The 16,607-nt window shown below is 68.4% G+C and carries 18 protein-coding genes, 1 other RNA gene and 1 riboswitch; of the genes, 4 read left to right on the forward strand and 15 right to left on the reverse strand.

Annotation, left to right across the window (positions count from 1 at the left end; translation table 11 throughout):
• Positions 1–77: 77 nt before the first annotated feature.
• From ACZ50J_RS14165 to ACZ50J_RS14180, 4 genes are all read right to left on the reverse strand, one after another.
• The gene (locus ACZ50J_RS14165; protein ID WP_464297796.1) at positions 78–461 is read right to left on the reverse strand and encodes a hypothetical protein; all 384 of its coding nucleotides are present in this window, start codon (positions 459–461) and stop codon (positions 78–80) included.
• A gap of 227 nt (positions 462–688) precedes the next feature.
• Positions 689–1,825: a lipid II:glycine glycyltransferase FemX gene (locus ACZ50J_RS14170; RefSeq protein WP_464297797.1), complete on the reverse strand. Its 1,137-nt coding sequence runs from the start codon at positions 1,823–1,825 to the stop codon at positions 689–691.
• Positions 1,826–1,850: 25 nt separating this feature from the next.
• The gene (locus ACZ50J_RS14175) at positions 1,851–2,027 is read right to left on the reverse strand and encodes a hypothetical protein (RefSeq protein ID WP_464297798.1); all 177 of its coding nucleotides are present in this window, start codon (positions 2,025–2,027) and stop codon (positions 1,851–1,853) included.
• Between the two features lie 59 nt (positions 2,028–2,086).
• Positions 2,087–2,740, reverse strand: coding sequence for an MBL fold metallo-hydrolase (locus ACZ50J_RS14180; protein ID WP_464297799.1), 654 nt, complete (start codon positions 2,738–2,740; stop codon positions 2,087–2,089).
• A gap of 74 nt (positions 2,741–2,814) precedes the next feature.
• Here ACZ50J_RS14180 and ACZ50J_RS14185 point away from each other — a divergent pair, with 74 nt between their 5' ends.
• Entirely contained in the window at positions 2,815–4,275 is a 1,461-nt protein-coding gene (locus tag ACZ50J_RS14185) for a GuaB1 family IMP dehydrogenase-related protein (protein WP_464297800.1), read from the forward strand.
• Positions 4,276–4,391: 116 nt separating this feature from the next.
• On the opposite strand, the gene ACZ50J_RS14190 is transcribed toward ACZ50J_RS14185, so the two are convergent.
• A complete protein-coding gene (locus ACZ50J_RS14190; RefSeq protein ID WP_464297801.1) occupies positions 4,392–5,180 on the reverse strand; it encodes a PI-PLC domain-containing protein in 789 nt (262 codons plus the stop codon).
• A gap of 26 nt (positions 5,181–5,206) precedes the next feature.
• On the reverse strand, positions 5,207–5,824 hold the full coding sequence (locus tag ACZ50J_RS14195; protein ID WP_464297802.1) for an Ltp family lipoprotein: 618 nt from the start codon (positions 5,822–5,824) through the stop codon (positions 5,207–5,209).
• 486 nt (positions 5,825–6,310) lie between these two features.
• Here ACZ50J_RS14195 and ACZ50J_RS14200 point away from each other — a divergent pair, with 486 nt between their 5' ends.
• Positions 6,311–6,817 carry a DUF1203 domain-containing protein gene (locus tag ACZ50J_RS14200; protein WP_464297803.1) on the forward strand — a complete coding sequence of 169 codons (507 nt, stop codon included), beginning with the start codon at positions 6,311–6,313 and terminating at the stop codon, positions 6,815–6,817.
• A gap of 14 nt (positions 6,818–6,831) precedes the next feature.
• Here the strand turns inward: ACZ50J_RS14200 and rnpB are convergent.
• The 3 genes from rnpB to ACZ50J_RS14215 all read right to left on the reverse strand — a co-directional run bounded on the left by rnpB (position 6,832) and on the right by ACZ50J_RS14215 (position 9,242).
• An RNA gene (gene rnpB / locus ACZ50J_RS14205) (RNase P RNA component class A) lies at positions 6,832–7,203 on the reverse strand.
• A gap of 86 nt (positions 7,204–7,289) precedes the next feature.
• Positions 7,290–7,793, reverse strand: a complete 504-nt coding sequence (locus ACZ50J_RS14210; protein WP_464297804.1) for a histidine phosphatase family protein — start codon at positions 7,791–7,793, stop codon at positions 7,290–7,292.
• Between the two features lie 9 nt (positions 7,794–7,802).
• Entirely contained in the window at positions 7,803–9,242 is a 1,440-nt protein-coding gene (locus ACZ50J_RS14215) for an RNB domain-containing ribonuclease (protein WP_464297805.1), read from the reverse strand.
• 77 nt (positions 9,243–9,319) lie between these two features.
• On the opposite strand from ACZ50J_RS14215, the gene ACZ50J_RS14220 reads away from it, so the two are divergent.
• Together ACZ50J_RS14220 and ACZ50J_RS14225 are read left to right on the forward strand one after the other, a co-directional pair.
• Positions 9,320–10,066 carry a YaaA family protein gene (locus ACZ50J_RS14220; protein WP_464297806.1) on the forward strand — a complete coding sequence of 249 codons (747 nt, stop codon included), beginning with the start codon at positions 9,320–9,322 and terminating at the stop codon, positions 10,064–10,066.
• A complete protein-coding gene (locus ACZ50J_RS14225; protein WP_464297807.1) occupies positions 10,063–11,139 on the forward strand; it encodes an SLC13 family permease in 1,077 nt (358 codons plus the stop codon). Before ACZ50J_RS14220 ends, ACZ50J_RS14225 begins: the two co-directional genes overlap by 4 nt.
• On the opposite strand, the gene thiD is transcribed toward ACZ50J_RS14225, so the two are convergent.
• The 6 genes from thiD to ACZ50J_RS14255 all read right to left on the reverse strand — a co-directional run bounded on the left by thiD (position 11,130) and on the right by ACZ50J_RS14255 (position 16,604).
• Complete coding sequence (gene thiD / locus ACZ50J_RS14230; protein WP_464297808.1) at positions 11,130–11,945, reverse strand: bifunctional hydroxymethylpyrimidine kinase/phosphomethylpyrimidine kinase; 816 nt, start codon at positions 11,943–11,945, stop codon at positions 11,130–11,132. The two genes, ACZ50J_RS14225 and thiD, sit on opposite strands and share 10 nt — an antisense overlap.
• The gene (gene thiE / locus ACZ50J_RS14235; RefSeq protein ID WP_464297809.1) at positions 11,942–12,589 is read right to left on the reverse strand and encodes a thiamine phosphate synthase; all 648 of its coding nucleotides are present in this window, start codon (positions 12,587–12,589) and stop codon (positions 11,942–11,944) included. Before thiE ends, thiD begins: the two co-directional genes overlap by 4 nt.
• Positions 12,586–13,380: a hydroxyethylthiazole kinase gene (thiM, locus tag ACZ50J_RS14240; protein WP_464297810.1), complete on the reverse strand. Its 795-nt coding sequence runs from the start codon at positions 13,378–13,380 to the stop codon at positions 12,586–12,588. Before thiM ends, thiE begins: the two co-directional genes overlap by 4 nt.
• Positions 13,377–14,051, reverse strand: a complete 675-nt coding sequence (locus ACZ50J_RS14245) for a TenA family protein (protein ID WP_464297811.1) — start codon at positions 14,049–14,051, stop codon at positions 13,377–13,379. The genes thiM and ACZ50J_RS14245 overlap by 4 nt, the downstream gene beginning before the upstream one ends.
• A riboswitch (TPP riboswitch) is annotated at positions 14,049–14,159 on the reverse strand. Its footprint overlaps the gene before it by 3 nt.
• Before the next feature lie 40 nt (positions 14,160–14,199).
• Positions 14,200–15,381 carry an O-succinylhomoserine sulfhydrylase gene (locus ACZ50J_RS14250; protein ID WP_464297812.1) on the reverse strand — a complete coding sequence of 394 codons (1,182 nt, stop codon included), beginning with the start codon at positions 15,379–15,381 and terminating at the stop codon, positions 14,200–14,202.
• A 68-nt stretch (positions 15,382–15,449) separates the two neighbouring features.
• Entirely contained in the window at positions 15,450–16,604 is a 1,155-nt protein-coding gene (locus ACZ50J_RS14255) for a bifunctional RNase H/acid phosphatase (protein WP_464297813.1), read from the reverse strand.
• Positions 16,605–16,607 lie beyond the last annotated feature (3 nt).

The following is a 16,607-nucleotide window of genomic DNA, read 5'->3' on the forward strand; positions in this document are numbered from 1 at the left end:
ATCGAGCGCAACAACACCCCCGTGGGCAGGCCCACGAGGGCATTGTTGCGTCCACCCAAGGGCGGACGGGTGGCCGATCAGCTGTGGATCGTCGCCTTCTTGCAGTCGAAGCCGACGTCGTACTTTCCGTCGACGCGGCACACTTCGAGCTTGTACGTGTGGTGCTCCGGCAGGTTGTAGTCGGCAAACGCTGCCTTACCGTGGAGACCGTTGCCGTTGTACAAATCGCGCACGATGCTGGTTCCCTTACTGTTCCAGATCCAGGCATGTACCCCGTGGTGGTCGGCCGCCCAATCGTTCACCCACAGCTTGTCGCCGTACGACTGGAACCACGCGCTGCCCTGACCATGGGTGGTCTTGACACCGCCGTCCGCGTGGGCCGCCGGAGCGCTGACTCCGGCGAGCGCCGCCCCCAATGCGCTGGCCGCCAGCACGCCGGCCGCAATCTTGTTGCGTTTCATCGTTCATCCCCCTGAATGTGTCCGTTCTGGATGTGTCGGTTGACGAGGCCGATACTGCCCACGGACCACTTTCCCGCCGCTTCATTCCCGCTATATCCGGTCGCGGAAACAAGATCCTGCTCGAGAGAATCTGCCTCGTGCACACCCAGCACGGTCGCCGCGGTGACATCGATGCTCCGGCTGGGCCGACCGTGCCGCCCGGGCGGAGTAGCCGACCCGGCGCGAAATCAGCTCTCGCTCGACCGGCCGGCCCGCAGGCCGGCGAGCGCGCCCTTCGGGTCACGCAGCGTGGCCTTGGCCGCGGGCAGCCCACGCTTGAGCGCGTGGCGCACCTTCGGCAGAGCGGTGGCGAACGCCGGGTAGAGCGGCGACAACGGCTTGTCCCAGGTGCCGATCAGCAGATTCTCGTGCTTGCTGAACTGCCGCTTGAAATCGGAGATCCCGTCGTTGAGCAGACCGTTGAAGTCATAGCGCGAAACACCTTGTGCCTTCACGTGTTTCATCGCGTGGAACTTCAGGCCGTAGTTGAGCCGGAGCTTCATGCCGCGGGGGGACACTCCGCCATACAGCTCGAATGCCGTGGTGTCGGAGACGACCAGCCAGACGAAGGCGACGACGTCGTCGCCCTCCCAGGCCGCGACGAGTTGGGAGCGCTCCCCCATCAGATCGCGGATGGCGCGGTGATAGCCGTCGTCGTGGACCGCGAAGCCGGCACGCCTGCCGGTCTCCTTGTTGATCGCGAGCACCTGCTCGAGGTCCGCGTCCGTGGTGACGAGGCCGAACCGGACGTTCTCGGCACGGAACGACTTGCGGACGTTCTGCCGGGTGCTGGAGTTGAAGGCCTTCAGGATGTCGTCCTCGTCCGGGGACAGATCGACGACGAGGGTGCGCGGGATGAGTCCGGTGTTGGCGCTGCGCCGGAACCCGGCGTGGGCGACCGGGACCAGCCATTCGGTCGGCGCGGCGTGTTCGATGCGGGCGATCTCGTCGTCGGACACACCCTTGGGCAACGGTGACGCCGGGTCCGCCCAGTCCGGCTCGATCGACAACGCGATGGAGCCGCGCTGCTCCTTCACGTGCGCGGCCAGCGCGGTGAGCACGTCGGCACGGACGGCTTCGGCGGCGACCGGACCCCGCGGGACATAGGCCAGCGACTTGAACGGCGGGGGCAGGCGGCGGTAGAGCACCTGCGCGGCGCCCACCTGCTCGCCTTGTGCGTCCTGCACGAGCAGGCGATCGGCGGTCCACGCGTAGCGGGACTTCAGCTCGCCCCAACCCCACAACTGCAAGGGGTGTCCCCCGGCCGCCAGCACTGCGCGGTCCCAGGTGTCACGGTCATGGCAGGTGGTCACTCGCAGGTTCACGGGCACCAAGTTACCGGCGGACGGCTCAGCGTCGGCGGGCGGCTTTGCGGATCTTGCCCGGCACGTCGGGGCTCACGTCATACCCGCGCTTGGACAGTCGCTTCGCATGACCCGCCTTGCGCAACCGCTCCAGGGTCACCGGACACTTCTTGCAGCGCGGCGAGTCCTTGCAGCACTTCTTCTTCGCGGTCACAACGGGCACGGCGCCGATCATAGGTGAGGCTTACCTATATCGACGAATCGAGCCGGCGAGCTGAGCCGTCAGAGGGTCAGCGTCCCCGAGCCGTGCAGGTCGTGCATCGGCACGCCGCCGTCCCGACCGAACCCGGCGATGTGCCGCAGGTAGATGTCGCGCCCCGGCTCGGTCAGCAGGGCGTCATGGATCGGCAGCACCGCCGTGGGTGCGAGCCGGCGAACGAACTCCACCGTCTCCTTCACGGCGCACCAGGGCGCGTTGACCGGCACACCGAGCAGGTCGATGTCGCCGGGCACCTCGGCGTCGAGGGCGTCGCCGGGATGGAAGAACGATGCCTCGCCGGGCGCGGTCAGGTAGAGGCCGACGTTGCTGATGCGCGGGACGAACTCGGTGATCACAGCATGCTGAGCCCCGACCGGCGTGACGGTCAGGTCACCAAAAGTGACGACCTCGCCGGGCTGGTTGCGGGTCACCGGAATCTCTTCGCGCGCAAGGATTTCCGCACTGTCGGGGTCGGTGTGCAGGCTCGCTCCCGGATTGCGCTGCAGCAGGGCGGGCAACCGCTCCATGTCCACGTGATCCGCATGCTGGTGCGTCACGAGAACGGCGTCCAGATCGGTCACGTCGTCGAAGGTGGAGAAGGTGCCCGGGTCGATCAGCACGCGCTGCCCGCCGGCCTCGATGAGAACGCAGGAATGTCCGAGAAGTGTGAGCTCCATGCCGACACCGTACGACCCGCTCTCGACGCTCCTGCGTATGACGTCACGGCATTTGCCACGTAGCATGGCCGAACGTGAAGTTCCTTGGTGATCGCCCGGCATACGACCTGACCTACAACGACGTCTTCATGGCACCCTCCCGTTCTTCGGTGAGCAGCCGCCTCGACGTGGATCTGACGACACCGGACGGCGTGGGCACGACCATCCCGCTCGTGGTCGCCAACATGACCGCGATCTCCGGTCGCCGGATGGCCGAGACGGTCGCCCGTCGCGGCGCGATCGCCGTCCTGCCGCAGGACATCCCGGAGCACGCGATGCGCGAGACCGTCGCCTATGTGAAGGCCCGGCACACGGTCTTCGAGACGCCGGTGACCGTGCACGCCGACGAGCCGGTGGGCAACGTGCTCGCACTGATCGGCAAGCGCGCGCACCGCACCGCGATCGTCGTCGACGACGCCCACGCACCCATCGGGCTGGTCACCGAGCGTCATTCCCGACAGGTCGACCGTTTCGCGACGGTCGGCGAGGTGATGACCAAGGAGCTCTTCACGGTCAAGGACGGCGACGATCTCGGCTCGGTCTTCGACGCACTCACCGACCACCACTTCGAGCTCGCGCCGGTGGTGCGCGACGGTGGCGAACTGGCCGGTGTGCTCACCCGACAGGGCATCCTGCGGTCGGCGATCTACCAGCCGTCCGTCGACGCCGAGGGACGGCTGCGCATCGGCGTCGCGATCGGCATCAACGGCGATGTGCGCGCCAAGGCCGCGGCTGCGCTGTCGGCCGGCGCGGACGTGCTGGTCGTCGACACCGCCCACGGCCACCAGGACAAGATGATCGACGCTCTCGCCGTGGTGCGCGCGGTCCGCGACGAGCACGCGGCGCAGACCGGCACGCGGATCCCGATCGCGGCCGGGAACGTCGTGACCGCCGACGGTGCGCGTGACTTGGGCACTGCGGGCGCGGACATCATCAAGGTCGGTGTCGGCCCGGGTGCGATGTGTACGACGCGGATGATGACCGGAGTCGGTCGTCCGCAGTTCTCCGCCGTACTCGAATGTGCCGCTGCTGCAACGGAAGTCGGCGCATCAGTGTGGGCGGACGGTGGCGTGAAATATCCGCGCGACGTGGCACTGGCGCTGGCCGCCGGCGCCGGTTCGGTGATGATCGGCTCGTGGTTCGCCGGCACCTGGGAGAGCCCCGGTGACCTCAACACCGCCGCCGACGGTCGACTCTTCAAGGAGTCCTTCGGTATGGCGAGCGCGCGGGCAGTCAGTGGACGCACGCAGGCGCGCAGTGCGTTCGACCGCGCGCGTTCCGCACTTTTCGAGGAGGGCATCTCCTCGTCCCGGATGTTCCTCGATCCCGCCAACCCCGGCGTCGAGGATCTGATCGACTCGATCATCGCCGGCGTCCGCTCCAGCTTCACCTACGCCGGAGCACGCTCCATCGAGGAGTTCCGTGAGCGTGCGTTGGTCGGCGTACAGAGCGCCAGCGGGTATGACGAGGGCCGGCCGCGCGAAACGTCCTGGTGACCCGAGCCGGGTTGGGGGCCCTGCAGAAAGTGCGGTGGAGCGCACCATCTGCCGTCCCGAATCCCGCTGCGCCGCCGACGCCGGCCGCCGCCCTGCAGAAAGTGCGGTGGAGCGCACTATCCGCCGGACCTACGTGCCAGTAGAAACGCGCGAGCACCGCTGAGGTCATCGGTGTTGAGATAGTCCACGCCCGCGTCCAGCAGCGTCGCCCACAGGTTGTCGCGGGCAGGGCCGGGCCGGTCCGGGGTGTCCCACAGGCGGGTCCGCTGTCCCGCCGCATGTGCATCGGCGACGAGATGCACCAACCGGTCCCGCTGCTCCGCCGGCATCGGGCCATCGCCGGCCCAGGAGAACAGCTCCGGCCAGCAGTCGCTGCGCAACGGCATCACGTCAGCGGACACTTCCTCACCCGCTCGGCGCAGCCGACCGTCCACGCCCGTCCAGCGCACGGGTGCGTCATACACCGCCCCGGACAACGTCCCACTGACGACGACGCTCACTGCTCCGCGAGTGAAGTGCCCCTCCCGCCAACAGCTCAGCAGACCGGCGTATTGCGCCAGTAGCGACTCGACGGCCGGCCTGGACCGTCTGGCATCAGTCTTGACGTCCAGCAACAACTGCAACGGTGCCCCGAAATCCTCGTAAACAGAACCGGTTTCGGCGATCATCGCCGCCAGTGGATCGAGGTAGATGCGTCGCAGACTGTGCGTTGGACGCGGCAGGCTGTGCCCAATGAGGACGCGGCCGCGCACCACCCAGACGTCCACTTCGAGGCTGGTGAATCCGGCACACAGTGCGTCCCACAGCGGTTTGCGATGTCGCGAGTCGGCATGCGCGTGCGCGTTGGGCAATGGTGTCGTCCCCGCGACCTGCCGCCAGAGGGAGGCGCGGGCGCGGTGCGTCATACGACCATCATGGCGGAGTGGCCGTCTCAGCAGGCTCCGGCGCCCTTGGCTCCATGGGTCGCCTGCGCGAGCGTGTACTTGTCGCCGTACGCCGATGACAGTTGATCGATGAGGCCGTTGCACGAGAAGCCTTGCAGCTGCAGGTATTGCTTGGCGGACCGTACGGCTTGGGCGTTCCAATCCTTCTGCAGGCTGTCGACGGCGACCGTCGCGTCATGGACGGAGTACTTGTCGCCGTACTCCGAGGACAACTGGTCGATCAGGCCTTGCCGGGAGAACCCGCTGAAGCTCAAGTAGTCCTGCGCCGAAGACACGGCGTTCTGCTGCTGAGCCGTCAGTGCCGCCCCACCGGCGGGCGCGGGCTTCGTCGCGCTCGTTCTGGGTGCGGCCGCCTTCGGTGGAGCAGCCTTGTGTGGAGCAGCCTGTTGGGTGACGACCTTGGTGACGGTCGCTGCCGGCTTGCTCGACGCGCGTGCCGTGACCGTTCGAGTGGCTGTCACGGTCGCGGTCGTCGTCGCGGTTGTCGTAGCCGTCGTTGTCGCGGTCACGGTGGCCCGCACCGCGGACGACTGTCCCGACGACGAGCAACCGGCCAGGCCGACTGTCACAACGGCGACTGCAAGAACGGTGGTGGATCTGAACATGGCGCACTCTCCCCTGGCTACTCCTCCGGATGCTCGACGGACTACGTGAGCACGTCTCAGACATACGCCGGTCGCGTCGGGTATCCCGGGAGAACCCGCACATATTTCATCGCTGCGCGCCGTCCCGACGACATCACGTTTCGCGAGGAGCTCAGCGCTCGTGGCGGCCGCGAGAGGAGCGACGGCCTTGTGGCGTGATGTCGGGATCGATCCGGCGCAACACCTGCCCGGGACTGCGCGGGCAGTCGCACTGCCGACAGCCCATAGTGGTGCTCACGTGCATACCTGCGATGTGACCGCACCGATCACAGACGTCGGGTGGGTGAGCGTGGCCCCGGAACAGCCCCATGGGGCGACGCTAGGAGGACCGCCTGACAGTTGTCTTGGAAGTTGCCGCGCGCGGACCCTGAATTTCGGGCATCGCTGGGAGGCCGGGACCGAGCGCTGCGCATCTCACGTTCGGGAGGTCGACACCGTCTACCGGGTATGGAACTCACCTCGACAGAGAAGACCACGACCACGTACCACGCTCTCGACCGGCAGGAATTGGCTCGGGTGCTGGAGAGCTGCCTCGATCACGCCGGGAACGCCGTACGCCCGTTCATTGATGACGAAGGCGGCTGGCCGTTGCGCTGCTGCCTGACCGACTCCGCTCCCGGCGATCAGCTCGCGATCATCGCGTACTCGCCGTTCGGGTGGAGCAGCCCGTATCGGGAGACCGGACCGGTCGTGGTGCACACCAGCGGTTGTCCCGGCCACGACGGTGGCTTCCCGGAGCAGTTCGAAAGCCGTGATCAGATCGTCCGTGCCTTCGGCGACGCCGACGGGCGGGTGAACACCCAGGTCTACGACCGGCACCGGTTCGTCCGCGCCGGCGACGGGCTCGCTCGGGCGATCGATGAGATCCTCACCGATCCGCGGGTCCGCGAAGTGCACGTGCACAACGTGATGGCACAGTGCTTCAGCTTCGCCGCGACGCGCAGCGAGCGGTAGGTCTGAACGCTGGAGGGATGAGTCGGCCTGTAAGCCGGATTTTGTATGGCGCCACCGCAACCGGTGACACGTGGCGATCATCCATCTACGACGACCGTTGCCGGCCGCCTCCAGCGATCTACCCGCGTGCTCGGGCGGGCCGCCCTCGGACACACGCTGTCTGATCTTGCTCCAGGTGGGGTTTACCTAGCCACGCCAGTCACCTGGCGCGCTGGTGGTCTCTTACACCACCGTTTCACCCTTACCGCCGGCGAACCGGTGGCGGTCTGATTTCTGTGGCACTGTCCCGCGGGTCACCCCGGGTGGCCGTTAGCCACCACCTTGCCCTTCGGAGTCCGGACTTTCCTCGCCCCGATCACTCGGGCCGCGACCGCCCGGCCGACTCATCCGTGGGAGATCGTACCGGGCGACAGCGTCCACCCATGCCAAGCGGGAGTCCTGGCTCCCGCTGGGCATCGGCAACGTCCGCGAATCAGCCCACCTCGATCAGATCCGGCAGCGCGAGTCGTTCCCAGAAATCAGCTGCCTCGTCGCCGGGGCCAACAACGCCGATGTGCTGCAACCACGTCGTCAGAACCATCCCGTGCGTGGCGATGACGACGACGTCACCATCCAGGTTGTCCAGCGCGGCGGCGAAGCGGCCCGCGGCATCCGCCGGTGTCTCCCATCCGTCATGTCGGCGATCCAGCGCACCGGCGACCCACGCCCGCCGCCGATCACGGAACTCGTCGTTGATCGGCTCGAGCGGTCGCCGCACCTCGCCGAACCGGGCATCCACGATGAACTCGGAATCCGTTGCTGCTGTGAGCGTTTCAACTGCCTTGGTTTCATCACTCGTCGCGAACCGAGCACCGACCGGCATACGAGATCGCAGCGCCTGCGCAGCCTCCCGCCCGGCAGCCGACAGCCCCCAATGTTTCGGTGCACGCGACGGATCCACGTGCGGCGCGGCATGTCGTAGCAGCACCACTTTCACGGCCGCGACTCAGACGAGTTCGAACCGCACCCGGCGCTCCTCGATGTTCGCCTCGGTGAGTTTGGCGTGCACCTCGGCGCCCGCTTCGGCGGTGCCGTCGGCCTTCGCCATGACCGCGACGTCCACGAGCTGCAGCGTGACGCCCTTCTCATCGGTGTCGACGACGTATGCCGCGAACGTCTCGCCCACGCGGTGCGCCAGCACCGCCGCCTCGACCGCGTCCGTGCACCCGTGCTCGGCCTGGCTGGCCTTCTGGTCGGTGGTGCGCATGATGTCCGGCAACGTCGGCAACGCCTCCCGCACCCAGTCCGGCACCTGCCCACCCTGGCTCACCGCTTCACACACCACCAGCCCGAACCGGTCCACCAGGCGTCGCAACGGCGCCGTCACGTGCGCGTAGGGCGCAGCCACCGCCGACTGGATCCTGTCCTGCGGCTGCTCACCGTCGAACGGCGTGTACCCGGCGCCACGGAACAGGCTCGTGGCGTCATGGATGAGCGCCAGGTGGGTGGGGTTCGAACGGTCGAGGCCGCGGATGAAGTCGCCATACTGCTGATCGGCCGGCCACTCGACCCCGAGGGCCGTGGCCTGCCGCCGGAACCGGTCGATCTCCTTCTGCTCCGGCTCGGGCATGGTGCGCAGGATCCCGATCTTGGCCCGCAGCATCAGCTCGGCGGCGGCCATCCCGGTCAACAACGAGATCTGCGCGTTCCACTCCTCCGCAGGCAACTGCGGCCGGAAGGTCAGCTCGTAGTTGCCGTCGTCGGTCTTGGTGACCTCCTGCTCGGGCATCGGCAGGTTGGCACCACCCCGCTTGGCCTCCAAGGCGATCCGCAGTTCTCCGATGGTCTTCAGGAGCGCGAGACCCTCCGGCGCCGTTCCGTCGTCGATCTGCTGCTGCACCGTGACGTAGTCCAACCGTGCGGTGCTCTTCACCCGCGCGCGGTAGACCTCGCTCGTGGTCGCCTCGCCGACCGAGGAGAGTCGGATGTCCCAGATGTATGCCGAACGCTCCTTGTCGGCGAGCAGACTGACCGCGTCCTCACTGAGCACCTGCGGGTGCAGCGGGACGCGAGCGTCCGGCAGGTAGATCGTCTGTCCGCGCTTGCGTGTCTCGGTGTCGAGCGCGCCACCCGGCTGCACGTAGGCCGGCACGTCCGCGATCGCGTACCGCACCCGGAAGCCGTCGCCGTCCCGCTCCAAACACATTGCCTGGTCCAGGTCCATCGAGCCGGCCGGGTCGATCGTGAAGAACGGCACCGCGGTCTCGTCGCGGTCCGGCAGCGCAACGGACTTCGCCGCCTGCTCCGCCTCGGCCTGCGCCTCCTGCGGATAGTCCAGCGTCAGGCCGAGTTGCTCACGCAGGGCGGCGAACGCCCGCTCCAGCGGGCCCGCGTCGGCTCCTGCTTTCGGGTCGGCCTTCGGTGCGATCAGGTGCCGTAGGTTCATACGTGCACCATAGGCAACGCCGGTACCACGCGTGGTCCGATCGACGCGCCGCGTCACGCAGGCCGTAGCCTTTCCGCGTGTTGATCCTGTTGCCGCCTTCGGAGACCAAGACCCCGCGGAACCGTGGGAAGGCACTCGATCTGGCGCGGTTGGACCTGCCCGAGCTCACCGCCGCCCGCGACAAGCTGCTCGATGTCCTCGCCGACGTCAGCGCCCGTCCGGACGCGCTGGACGCCCTCGGCGTCGGTGCGAGCCTGGCCGACGACGTCGCGCGCAACCTCGCGCTGCGCACCGCACCTGCGCAGCCGGTCTCCGCGCTCTACACCGGCGTGCTGTACGACGCACTCGATCTGCCGTCCCTCGAGTCGGCCGCGTTGCGTCGGGCACGCCGTTGGATCGTCGTGCAGTCCGCCCTCTTCGGTGCATTGCGACTGGCCGACAAGGTCCCGCCATACCGACTGTCGATGGGCACCAACCTGCCCGGCGTCGGACCGCTCGCCGCCTACTGGCGCGGCGAACTCGGGACGCCGATGACCGAGCTCGCCGGCAACGGCGTGGTCGTCGACTGCCGCTCGAGCAACTATGCCGCCGCGTGGACTCCCTCCGGAACGACGGCGAAGCGATGGGTACGCATCCACGTCCCCGGCGCGACGCACAACGCGAAGCACACCCGAGGACTCGTCACCCGCTGGCTTGCGGAGGCCGGAGCGTCCCCGCGCACCGCGGCCGCACTGCGGGACGTCGTCGGCGACCGTTTCGACGTCGAGTTGCACGAACCCCGCCGGGCCGGTGCACCGTGGGAGTTGTCCGTGACCGCCCCATGATGGATCTGGTCGACCGGGTCGGGCCGGTTCTGGCTTTCCTGGTCTGCATCACGGTCGTGGCCGAAATCGCCGATCATGCAGGGGTTTTCGACGTCGCCGGGCATTGGGCGGCGCGTATGGCGAAGGGCCGCACCCTCGTCCTGTGGCTCGTGGTCGTCGTCCTGTCCTGCGCCGCGACGACGGTCCTCAGCCTCGACACCACGGCGGTGCTGCTCACGCCGGTCGTCATCACGACCGCTCGTCAGGCGGGGCTGCCACCGCTGCCGTTCGCGTTCACCACGGTGTGGCTGGCGAACACCGCCTCATTGCTGTTGCCGGTCTCCAATCTGAGCAATCTGTTGGCATTGCACGAGTTTCACCGCTGGGGTGGCCTCTCGGCATACCTGCGGGTGGCGTGGCTGCCGGCGCTCGTCGCCATGGTCGCGACCGTGCTGGTCATCGCGGTTCTGCACCACCGGGAACTTCGCGGGCGGTACGCCATACCGTCGATGCCGCAGCCGCCCGACGTCGTTCTGTTGCGTATGGCGGCAGCGGTCTGCCTGCTGCTCGGCCCCTTCTTCGTCACCGGCATCACGCCCGCCATTCCCGCTGCCGTCGGTGCGTTGATTCTGTTGGTGACACTGGCGGTTCGTGAACGCGAGGCGCTGCGCTCCGTGGCCGTTCCCTGGCAGATGGTGCTCGGCGTCACCGTCCTGTTCGCGCTCGTCGACTTCCTGCGGGCGCACGGCCTGGAGGAGTTGATCGCCAGGGTGATGGGGACCGGTGAGTCCGCCGCGGACCTGTTGCGCGTCTCGGGTCTCGGAGCGCTGGGAGCCAACCTGATCAACAACCTGCCGGCATACCTGGCCGCCGAGTCGGCTGCCAGCGACTCCGCACATCGGCTGATGGCGCTGCTGATCGGGGTCAATGCCGGGCCGATCATCACCGTCTGGGGATCACTGGCGACGCTGCTCTGGTTGGGTCGGTGCCGTCGAGCCGATCTGGCAATTCCGTTGCGTCGGTTCACCGTCGAGAGTGTTGCCGTCGCCATCGTCACGGTCACCGCAGCGACGCTCGCACTCGCTCAGGTCTGACTGCTCCACGCACGCCAGAAGTGGTGCACCGGTCCGTGCCCGCTGCCGATCGACAGATCATCCGCCGCTCGGAGTGCACCCGTCAGATAGGTCTTCGCGTCACGCACGGCGTCGACCCACGAGTCCCGCTGCGGGCGCAGGGCCGCGATCGCCGACGAGAGGGTGCAGCCGGTGCCGTGCGTGTTGCGCGTCGCGATCCGCGGTTCGTCGAACTCGGTGAGCCGATCGTCCACGATCAGCAGGTCGGTGCTCTCCGGACCGTCGAGGTGACCACCCTTGAGCAACACCCCCGGGCACAGCTGCGCGAGCGCCCGCGCCTGACGCGCCATATCGCACATACCGGTCGCCTCCGGGACCCCCAGCAGGTCGGCCGCTTCGGGCAGGTTCGGCGTGATCAGGTCGGCCAACGGAATCAGCGCGTCCCGCAACGCTTCCACCGCCTCGGCCGGCAGCAGCCGGTGCCCGCTCGTCGCGACCATGACCGGGTCGAGCACGACCGGGCCGGTCGTGCGCTCACGCAGGACCCGGGCGACGGCGCGGGTCACCTCGGCGGTGCCGAGCATGCCGATCTTGACGGCGTCGACGTGCACGTCGTCCAGCAGGTTGGTGAGTTGTCCGGCGACCGTGGCGCCGTCCAGTTGATGGATGGCGGCCACGCCCTGCGTGTTCTGGGTGACCACGGCCGTCACGACAACGGTGCCGAACGCACCGAGCGCGGAGAAGGTCTTCAGATCCGCGCTGATGCCGGCACCGCCACTGGGGTCCGTGCCGGCGATGGTCAGCACCGTCGGTGTCCGCACGGTCATCGAATCTCCTCGGCTGCCAATAGCTTTCGGGCGGCGGCCGCCGGATCCTCCGCCGCGCAGATCGCCGACACCACCGCAACACCTGCCGCTCCGGCATCCCGCAATGGCGCGACATGGATGTCCTTGATGCCGCCGATGGCCACCGCAGGGAACGCACAGCAGGCGAGCACCTCACGCATTCCGTCGATCCCCAGCGGTGCTGCGGCCTTCGGCTTCGTCGGCGTCGCGAACACCGGCCCGATCCCCACATGGTCGATGGTCCCCGCCGGCCACTCCCCCGCCTCCTCGACCTCGTCGATGCACGACACCGAGTGGCCGATGACCAGGTCCGGCCCGGCGATGCGGCGGGCGTCGACCGGGTGCAGGTCCGATTGTCCGAGATGCACTCCGTCGGCGCCGATGGCGAGCGCGACGTCGAGCCGGTCGTCGACGATCAATGGGACGCCGGCGTCCATCGTGAGTGACTTCAACTGCCTTGCTGTGTCGAGCAATTCGCGCGTCGTTGCGGCGTGGTCGCGCAACTGCACCGCCGTCACCCCACCGGCGAGCGCCTGCCGCACGGTTTCGAAGACTCCGCGGGCGCCGCACAGGGCAGCATCGGTCACCAGGTAGAGCCGCAACGAGGCTGCGTCGAACGCGTTCATGCCCGCAACCTCGAGACGTCGTCCGGACCGAGGGCATGCAAGGCATCGAGGATCTCGACGGCGAACGTGCCGGGACCAACGGCTCGCTCCATCGCGATGTCCGCTGCGATGGTCCAGACCGCGGTCGCAGCGAACGCGGCGTCCGCGGGCGATGCGCACGCACAGAAGGCGGCGGTGATCGCACCGAGCGCGCACCCGACACCGGTCACCTTCGTCATCATCGGCGTTCCGTTGGCGACGGTGCGCACGTCGTCACCGGTGACGATGTGATCGACGGGACCACTGACCGCGACCGTCCCACCGGTTCGCCGGGACAGGTCACGAGCGGAATCGACAGCGGCCTCGGTGCCGACAGTGCTGTCGACGCCTCGACCGCCACCGTCGACGCCGGACAGGCTCATCACCTCCGAGGCATTACCGCGTATGACGGTCGGGCGCAGCGGCACCAATTGGGCACTGACTCGATCCCGCAACGGCAGCCCACCAACCGCGACGGGGTCCAGCACCCACGGTGTCTCGGCGCTGCCGGCCGCCTCGGCGGTGGCGACCATCGTCTCCCCGGATGCCGGGGAGATGGTTCCGAGATTGATCAGCACGGCGTCCGAGACACCCGCGAAAACCGTTGCCTCCTCGCGATTGTCGACCATCGCCGGAGCTGCACCGAGGGCCAGCAGCGTGTTCGCGGTGAATCCGGTGACCACGGAGTTCGTGATGCACTGCACCAGTGGCGCGCGCTCGCGCAGTGTCTCGAGCAGTGCGCCGACCTCTGTCGCATTCGGCTGATTCGTCACCACGGCCACCGTTCCCCGCGCACCGCGGCATCCCAGAACATCCACTCGTAGCGGGTCGCCGTCTCGACATGCTGCGCCATGTCGGCGAGCGCGCTGTCCGACACACCGGTGGCCACGGCGTCGACCACGTCGAGCACCTGCGCGACGCTCTCCGCGAAGCCGGGCGCGGCATACGCCTCGACCCAGCGGGCGTAGACCGGGTCGGCCGATCCGTCGCGCTCGAGGGCTCGACCCACCTGCTCGTAGATCCAGTAGCACGGGAGCACCGCCGCGAGACCTTCGTGGAACGGTCGCAGGGCGCACACCGACAGCAGATAGCTCGTGTATGCCGTGGTGGCCGGAGACTTCGGTGTGCTGCGCAGCAGAGCCGGGTCGAGACCGGCGTCCCGCAGCAGCGCCGGATGCAATTCCAGCTCGGTCGCGACCGCTGCGCTCGCGTGCGCGGCCAGGATCGGCGCGACCGGCGTCGGCGCCTTGGCAGCCAGCAAGGACAATGCTCGCGCGTACTCCGCGAGATACAGCGTGTCCTGAATGATGAAGTGTCCGAACGCTTCTCGCGGCAGGGACCCGTCGGACAGGCCGTGCAGGAAGTCGTGTGCGAGCACCCGCTTGAGGCCGTCCTCCATCGGTGCTCCGAGCACCGGCCACCAGGCGTATGACGTCGTCGACATGCCGTTCAAATCCCTTCCTCCGCCGGCATTGTCCGGCTCAGGTTGTGGCGGTCGGCGACGGCGGTCGCCCTCTCAGCCCGGTCCTTCCGAGCTCCCGCGGGTTGTCGGCACCACCGTATCGGGCGATGCCCTGCTCCACCGCGCCAGGTCAGCCCAGCGCGCTGGTCACGTCGCGCACGAGGTCGTCGGCGTCTTCGAGACCCACCGACAACCGCAGCACCCCGTCCGTGATCCCGACGGCCGCCCGAGCCTCGGCCCCCATCCGACGGTGCGTCGTCGTTGCCGGGTGCGTGATGAGCGACTTGGAGTCACCGAGATTGTTCGAGATATCAATGATCTCAAGGGAGTTCATCAGCTCGAAGGCCTCATCCTTGCCTCCGTCGAGCTCGAAGGTGACGACGGTCCCGCCGCCCGTCATCTGCCGCTTGGCCAGTTCGAACTGCGCGTGCGACTCCAGGAACGGGTACCACACCCGCCGGACGGACGAATGCTCCTGCAGGGCCGTTGCGAGTCGCATCGCGGACGCGGCCTGTGCCTCGACCCGCAGCCGCATGGTCTCCAGGCCCTTGACCAGCACCCACGCGTTGAACGCGGACATGGTCGGCCCGGTATGCCGCAAGAGGTTCTCCACCGGACCATGGATGTAGTCCTCCGGTCCGAGGATCGCGCCGCCGAGCACCCGTCCCTGGCCGTCGATGTGCTTGGTCGCCGAGTAGACGACGATGTCGGCCCCGTGCTGCAGCGGCCGGGAGAAGACCGGCGTGCCGAACACGTTGTCCACGACCACCTTCGCGCCGACCGCGTGGGCGTGCTGGGTCACGAACTCGAGGTCGACCAGCTCCTGCATGGGGTTGCTGGGAGTCTCGAAGAACACCGCGGCGGTGGGCTCGGACAGCGCCGCCCGCCACTGTTCGTTGTCGGCGCCGTCGACGAAGACGGTCTGCACACCCCACCGCGGCAGGATCTCGTCCAGGATCACGAAGCACGATCCGAACAGGCCGCGCGCCGCGACCACCCGGTCCCCCGCACCGAGCAGAGCGGCCAACGCGGTGAAGACCGCGCCCATGCCGGAGCCGGTGGCGTAACACGCCTCGGCGCCCTCCAGTTGCCGCAGTCGCTCCTCGAAGACGGCGACGGTGGGGTTGCCGTAGCGGCTGTAGACGAATCGATCGGCGTCACCGGAGAACGCGGCCTCTGCGTCCTGCGCCGTCTCGTAGACGAAACCGGAGGTCAGGTAGAGCGCTTCGGACGTCTCCTCGAATCCGCTGCGAGCCAGACCGCCTCGCACCGCAACCGTGTCCGGGGACCATTCGTTCGAGGATGACGTCATGGTCTGCAGCCTTGCACACGCCGACGGAGGCCCACGGGGGCGTCCGGCCTACGGCCGCAGGCCGGGTCCTACCTCAGGTGGTGGGTGTCGTTGGTGTAGGCGACGCTCGCACTGCCGTCGGCATACACATGGATCTCGGTGAGCGACGCCGGGTCGGCGTGGAGCAGCCACGCCTGCCCGAAACCGAGGCCGAGGAGCGAGCGCAGCACCACCAGAATCGGCATCCGGTGTGTGGCGACGACAACGGTGCCGCCGTGCGCAAGTGCGCGTTCACGCGCCGCGTCCACCCGGCCGCTCAGCTCGAGGTGGGTCTCCCCACCGTCGACACGGAAGTCGTCCTCGACCCGCATCCGAGCCGGATCGCCGGGGAAACGCTCACCGATCTCCGCATAGCTCAGGCCGTCCCAGACCCCGAAGGCCTGCTCGTCCCAGTCCTCGTCGCAGATCGGCTGGACACCGAGCACGCGAGCCGCGGCCGCACCGGTCTGGCGCGCGCGGGCCAGTGACGATGTCACGACCGTGACCGGCCCGGTCACCAGCTCGCCGAGTGCGGCCGCTGCCTTCTCCGCCTGCGCCGCACCCGTCGCGTTGAGTTGCGGATCCGATCCGCCGCGACCGTCCAGCCGTCCGCCGACGGTGAAGTCGGTGACCCCGTGGCGGAGCAGGATCAGCCGGGTCTGCACGGTGCGCTTCGGCAGCGACGGGCGCGACTCCGGCACCGGCGCCGCATCCGCGTCGGCGCCCGCTTCCATGCCCTCTTCCGTGCCCTCGTTCACGGCCCGCCACAGGTCACGCTCGACCGTCTTGCCGTCCATCCCGTCGTTCGAGAGCTTGTCGGCCGCCTTGTTCTGAGCGCGCGGAATCCAGGTCCACTCGACCGAGCCGCCCGCCGCACGCAGCCGCCGGACGACGTCCTGCGCCTCGCCGGCCAGCCGCCGCATGTCCTCGTGCTTGATCTTCCAGCGACCGGCCATCTGCTCGACGACCAGGCGGGAGTCCATCCGCACCTCGAGGTCGGCGCCGGCGTCGATCGCCTCGGCGGCTTGCAGTCCGGCGATCAGTCCGCGGTACTCGGCGACGTTGTTGCTCGCCTTGCCCAGCGGCGCAGCGCGTTCCGCGAGCAGTGAGCGGTCCTGTGCGTCACGGACCAACGCGCCATACCCGGCGACACCGGGATTGCCACGAGAGCCGCCATCGGCCTCGATGATGAGCGAGCGACCCATCCC

It is taken from the genome of Flexivirga sp. G2, from assembly GCF_055397625.1.

Coding starts and splice junctions, on each gene's coding strand:
- ACZ50J_RS14165 (WP_464297796.1), bottom strand. CDS start 461: ATGAAACGCAACAAGATTGCGGCCGGCGTGCTGGCGGCCAGCGCATTG.
- ACZ50J_RS14200 (WP_464297803.1), top strand. CDS start 6,311: ATGGAACTCACCTCGACAGAGAAGACCACGACCACGTACCACGCTCTC.
- ACZ50J_RS14215 (WP_464297805.1), bottom strand. CDS start 9,242: ATGAACCTACGGCACCTGATCGCACCGAAGGCCGACCCGAAAGCAGGA.
- ACZ50J_RS14245 (WP_464297811.1), bottom strand. CDS start 14,051: ATGTCGACGACGTCATACGCCTGGTGGCCGGTGCTCGGAGCACCGATG.
- ACZ50J_RS14225 (WP_464297807.1), top strand. CDS start 10,063: ATGATGGATCTGGTCGACCGGGTCGGGCCGGTTCTGGCTTTCCTGGTC.
- ACZ50J_RS14180 (WP_464297799.1), bottom strand. CDS start 2,740: ATGGAGCTCACACTTCTCGGACATTCCTGCGTTCTCATCGAGGCCGGC.
- ACZ50J_RS14250 (WP_464297812.1), bottom strand. CDS start 15,381: ATGACGTCATCCTCGAACGAATGGTCCCCGGACACGGTTGCGGTGCGA.
- ACZ50J_RS14190 (WP_464297801.1), bottom strand. CDS start 5,180: ATGACGCACCGCGCCCGCGCCTCCCTCTGGCGGCAGGTCGCGGGGACG.
- thiD (WP_464297808.1), bottom strand. CDS start 11,945: ATGACCGTGCGGACACCGACGGTGCTGACCATCGCCGGCACGGACCCC.
- ACZ50J_RS14195 (WP_464297802.1), bottom strand. CDS start 5,824: ATGTTCAGATCCACCACCGTTCTTGCAGTCGCCGTTGTGACAGTCGGC.
- ACZ50J_RS14255 (WP_464297813.1), bottom strand. CDS start 16,604: ATGGGTCGCTCGCTCATCATCGAGGCCGATGGCGGCTCTCGTGGCAAT.
- thiE (WP_464297809.1), bottom strand. CDS start 12,589: ATGAACGCGTTCGACGCAGCCTCGTTGCGGCTCTACCTGGTGACCGAT.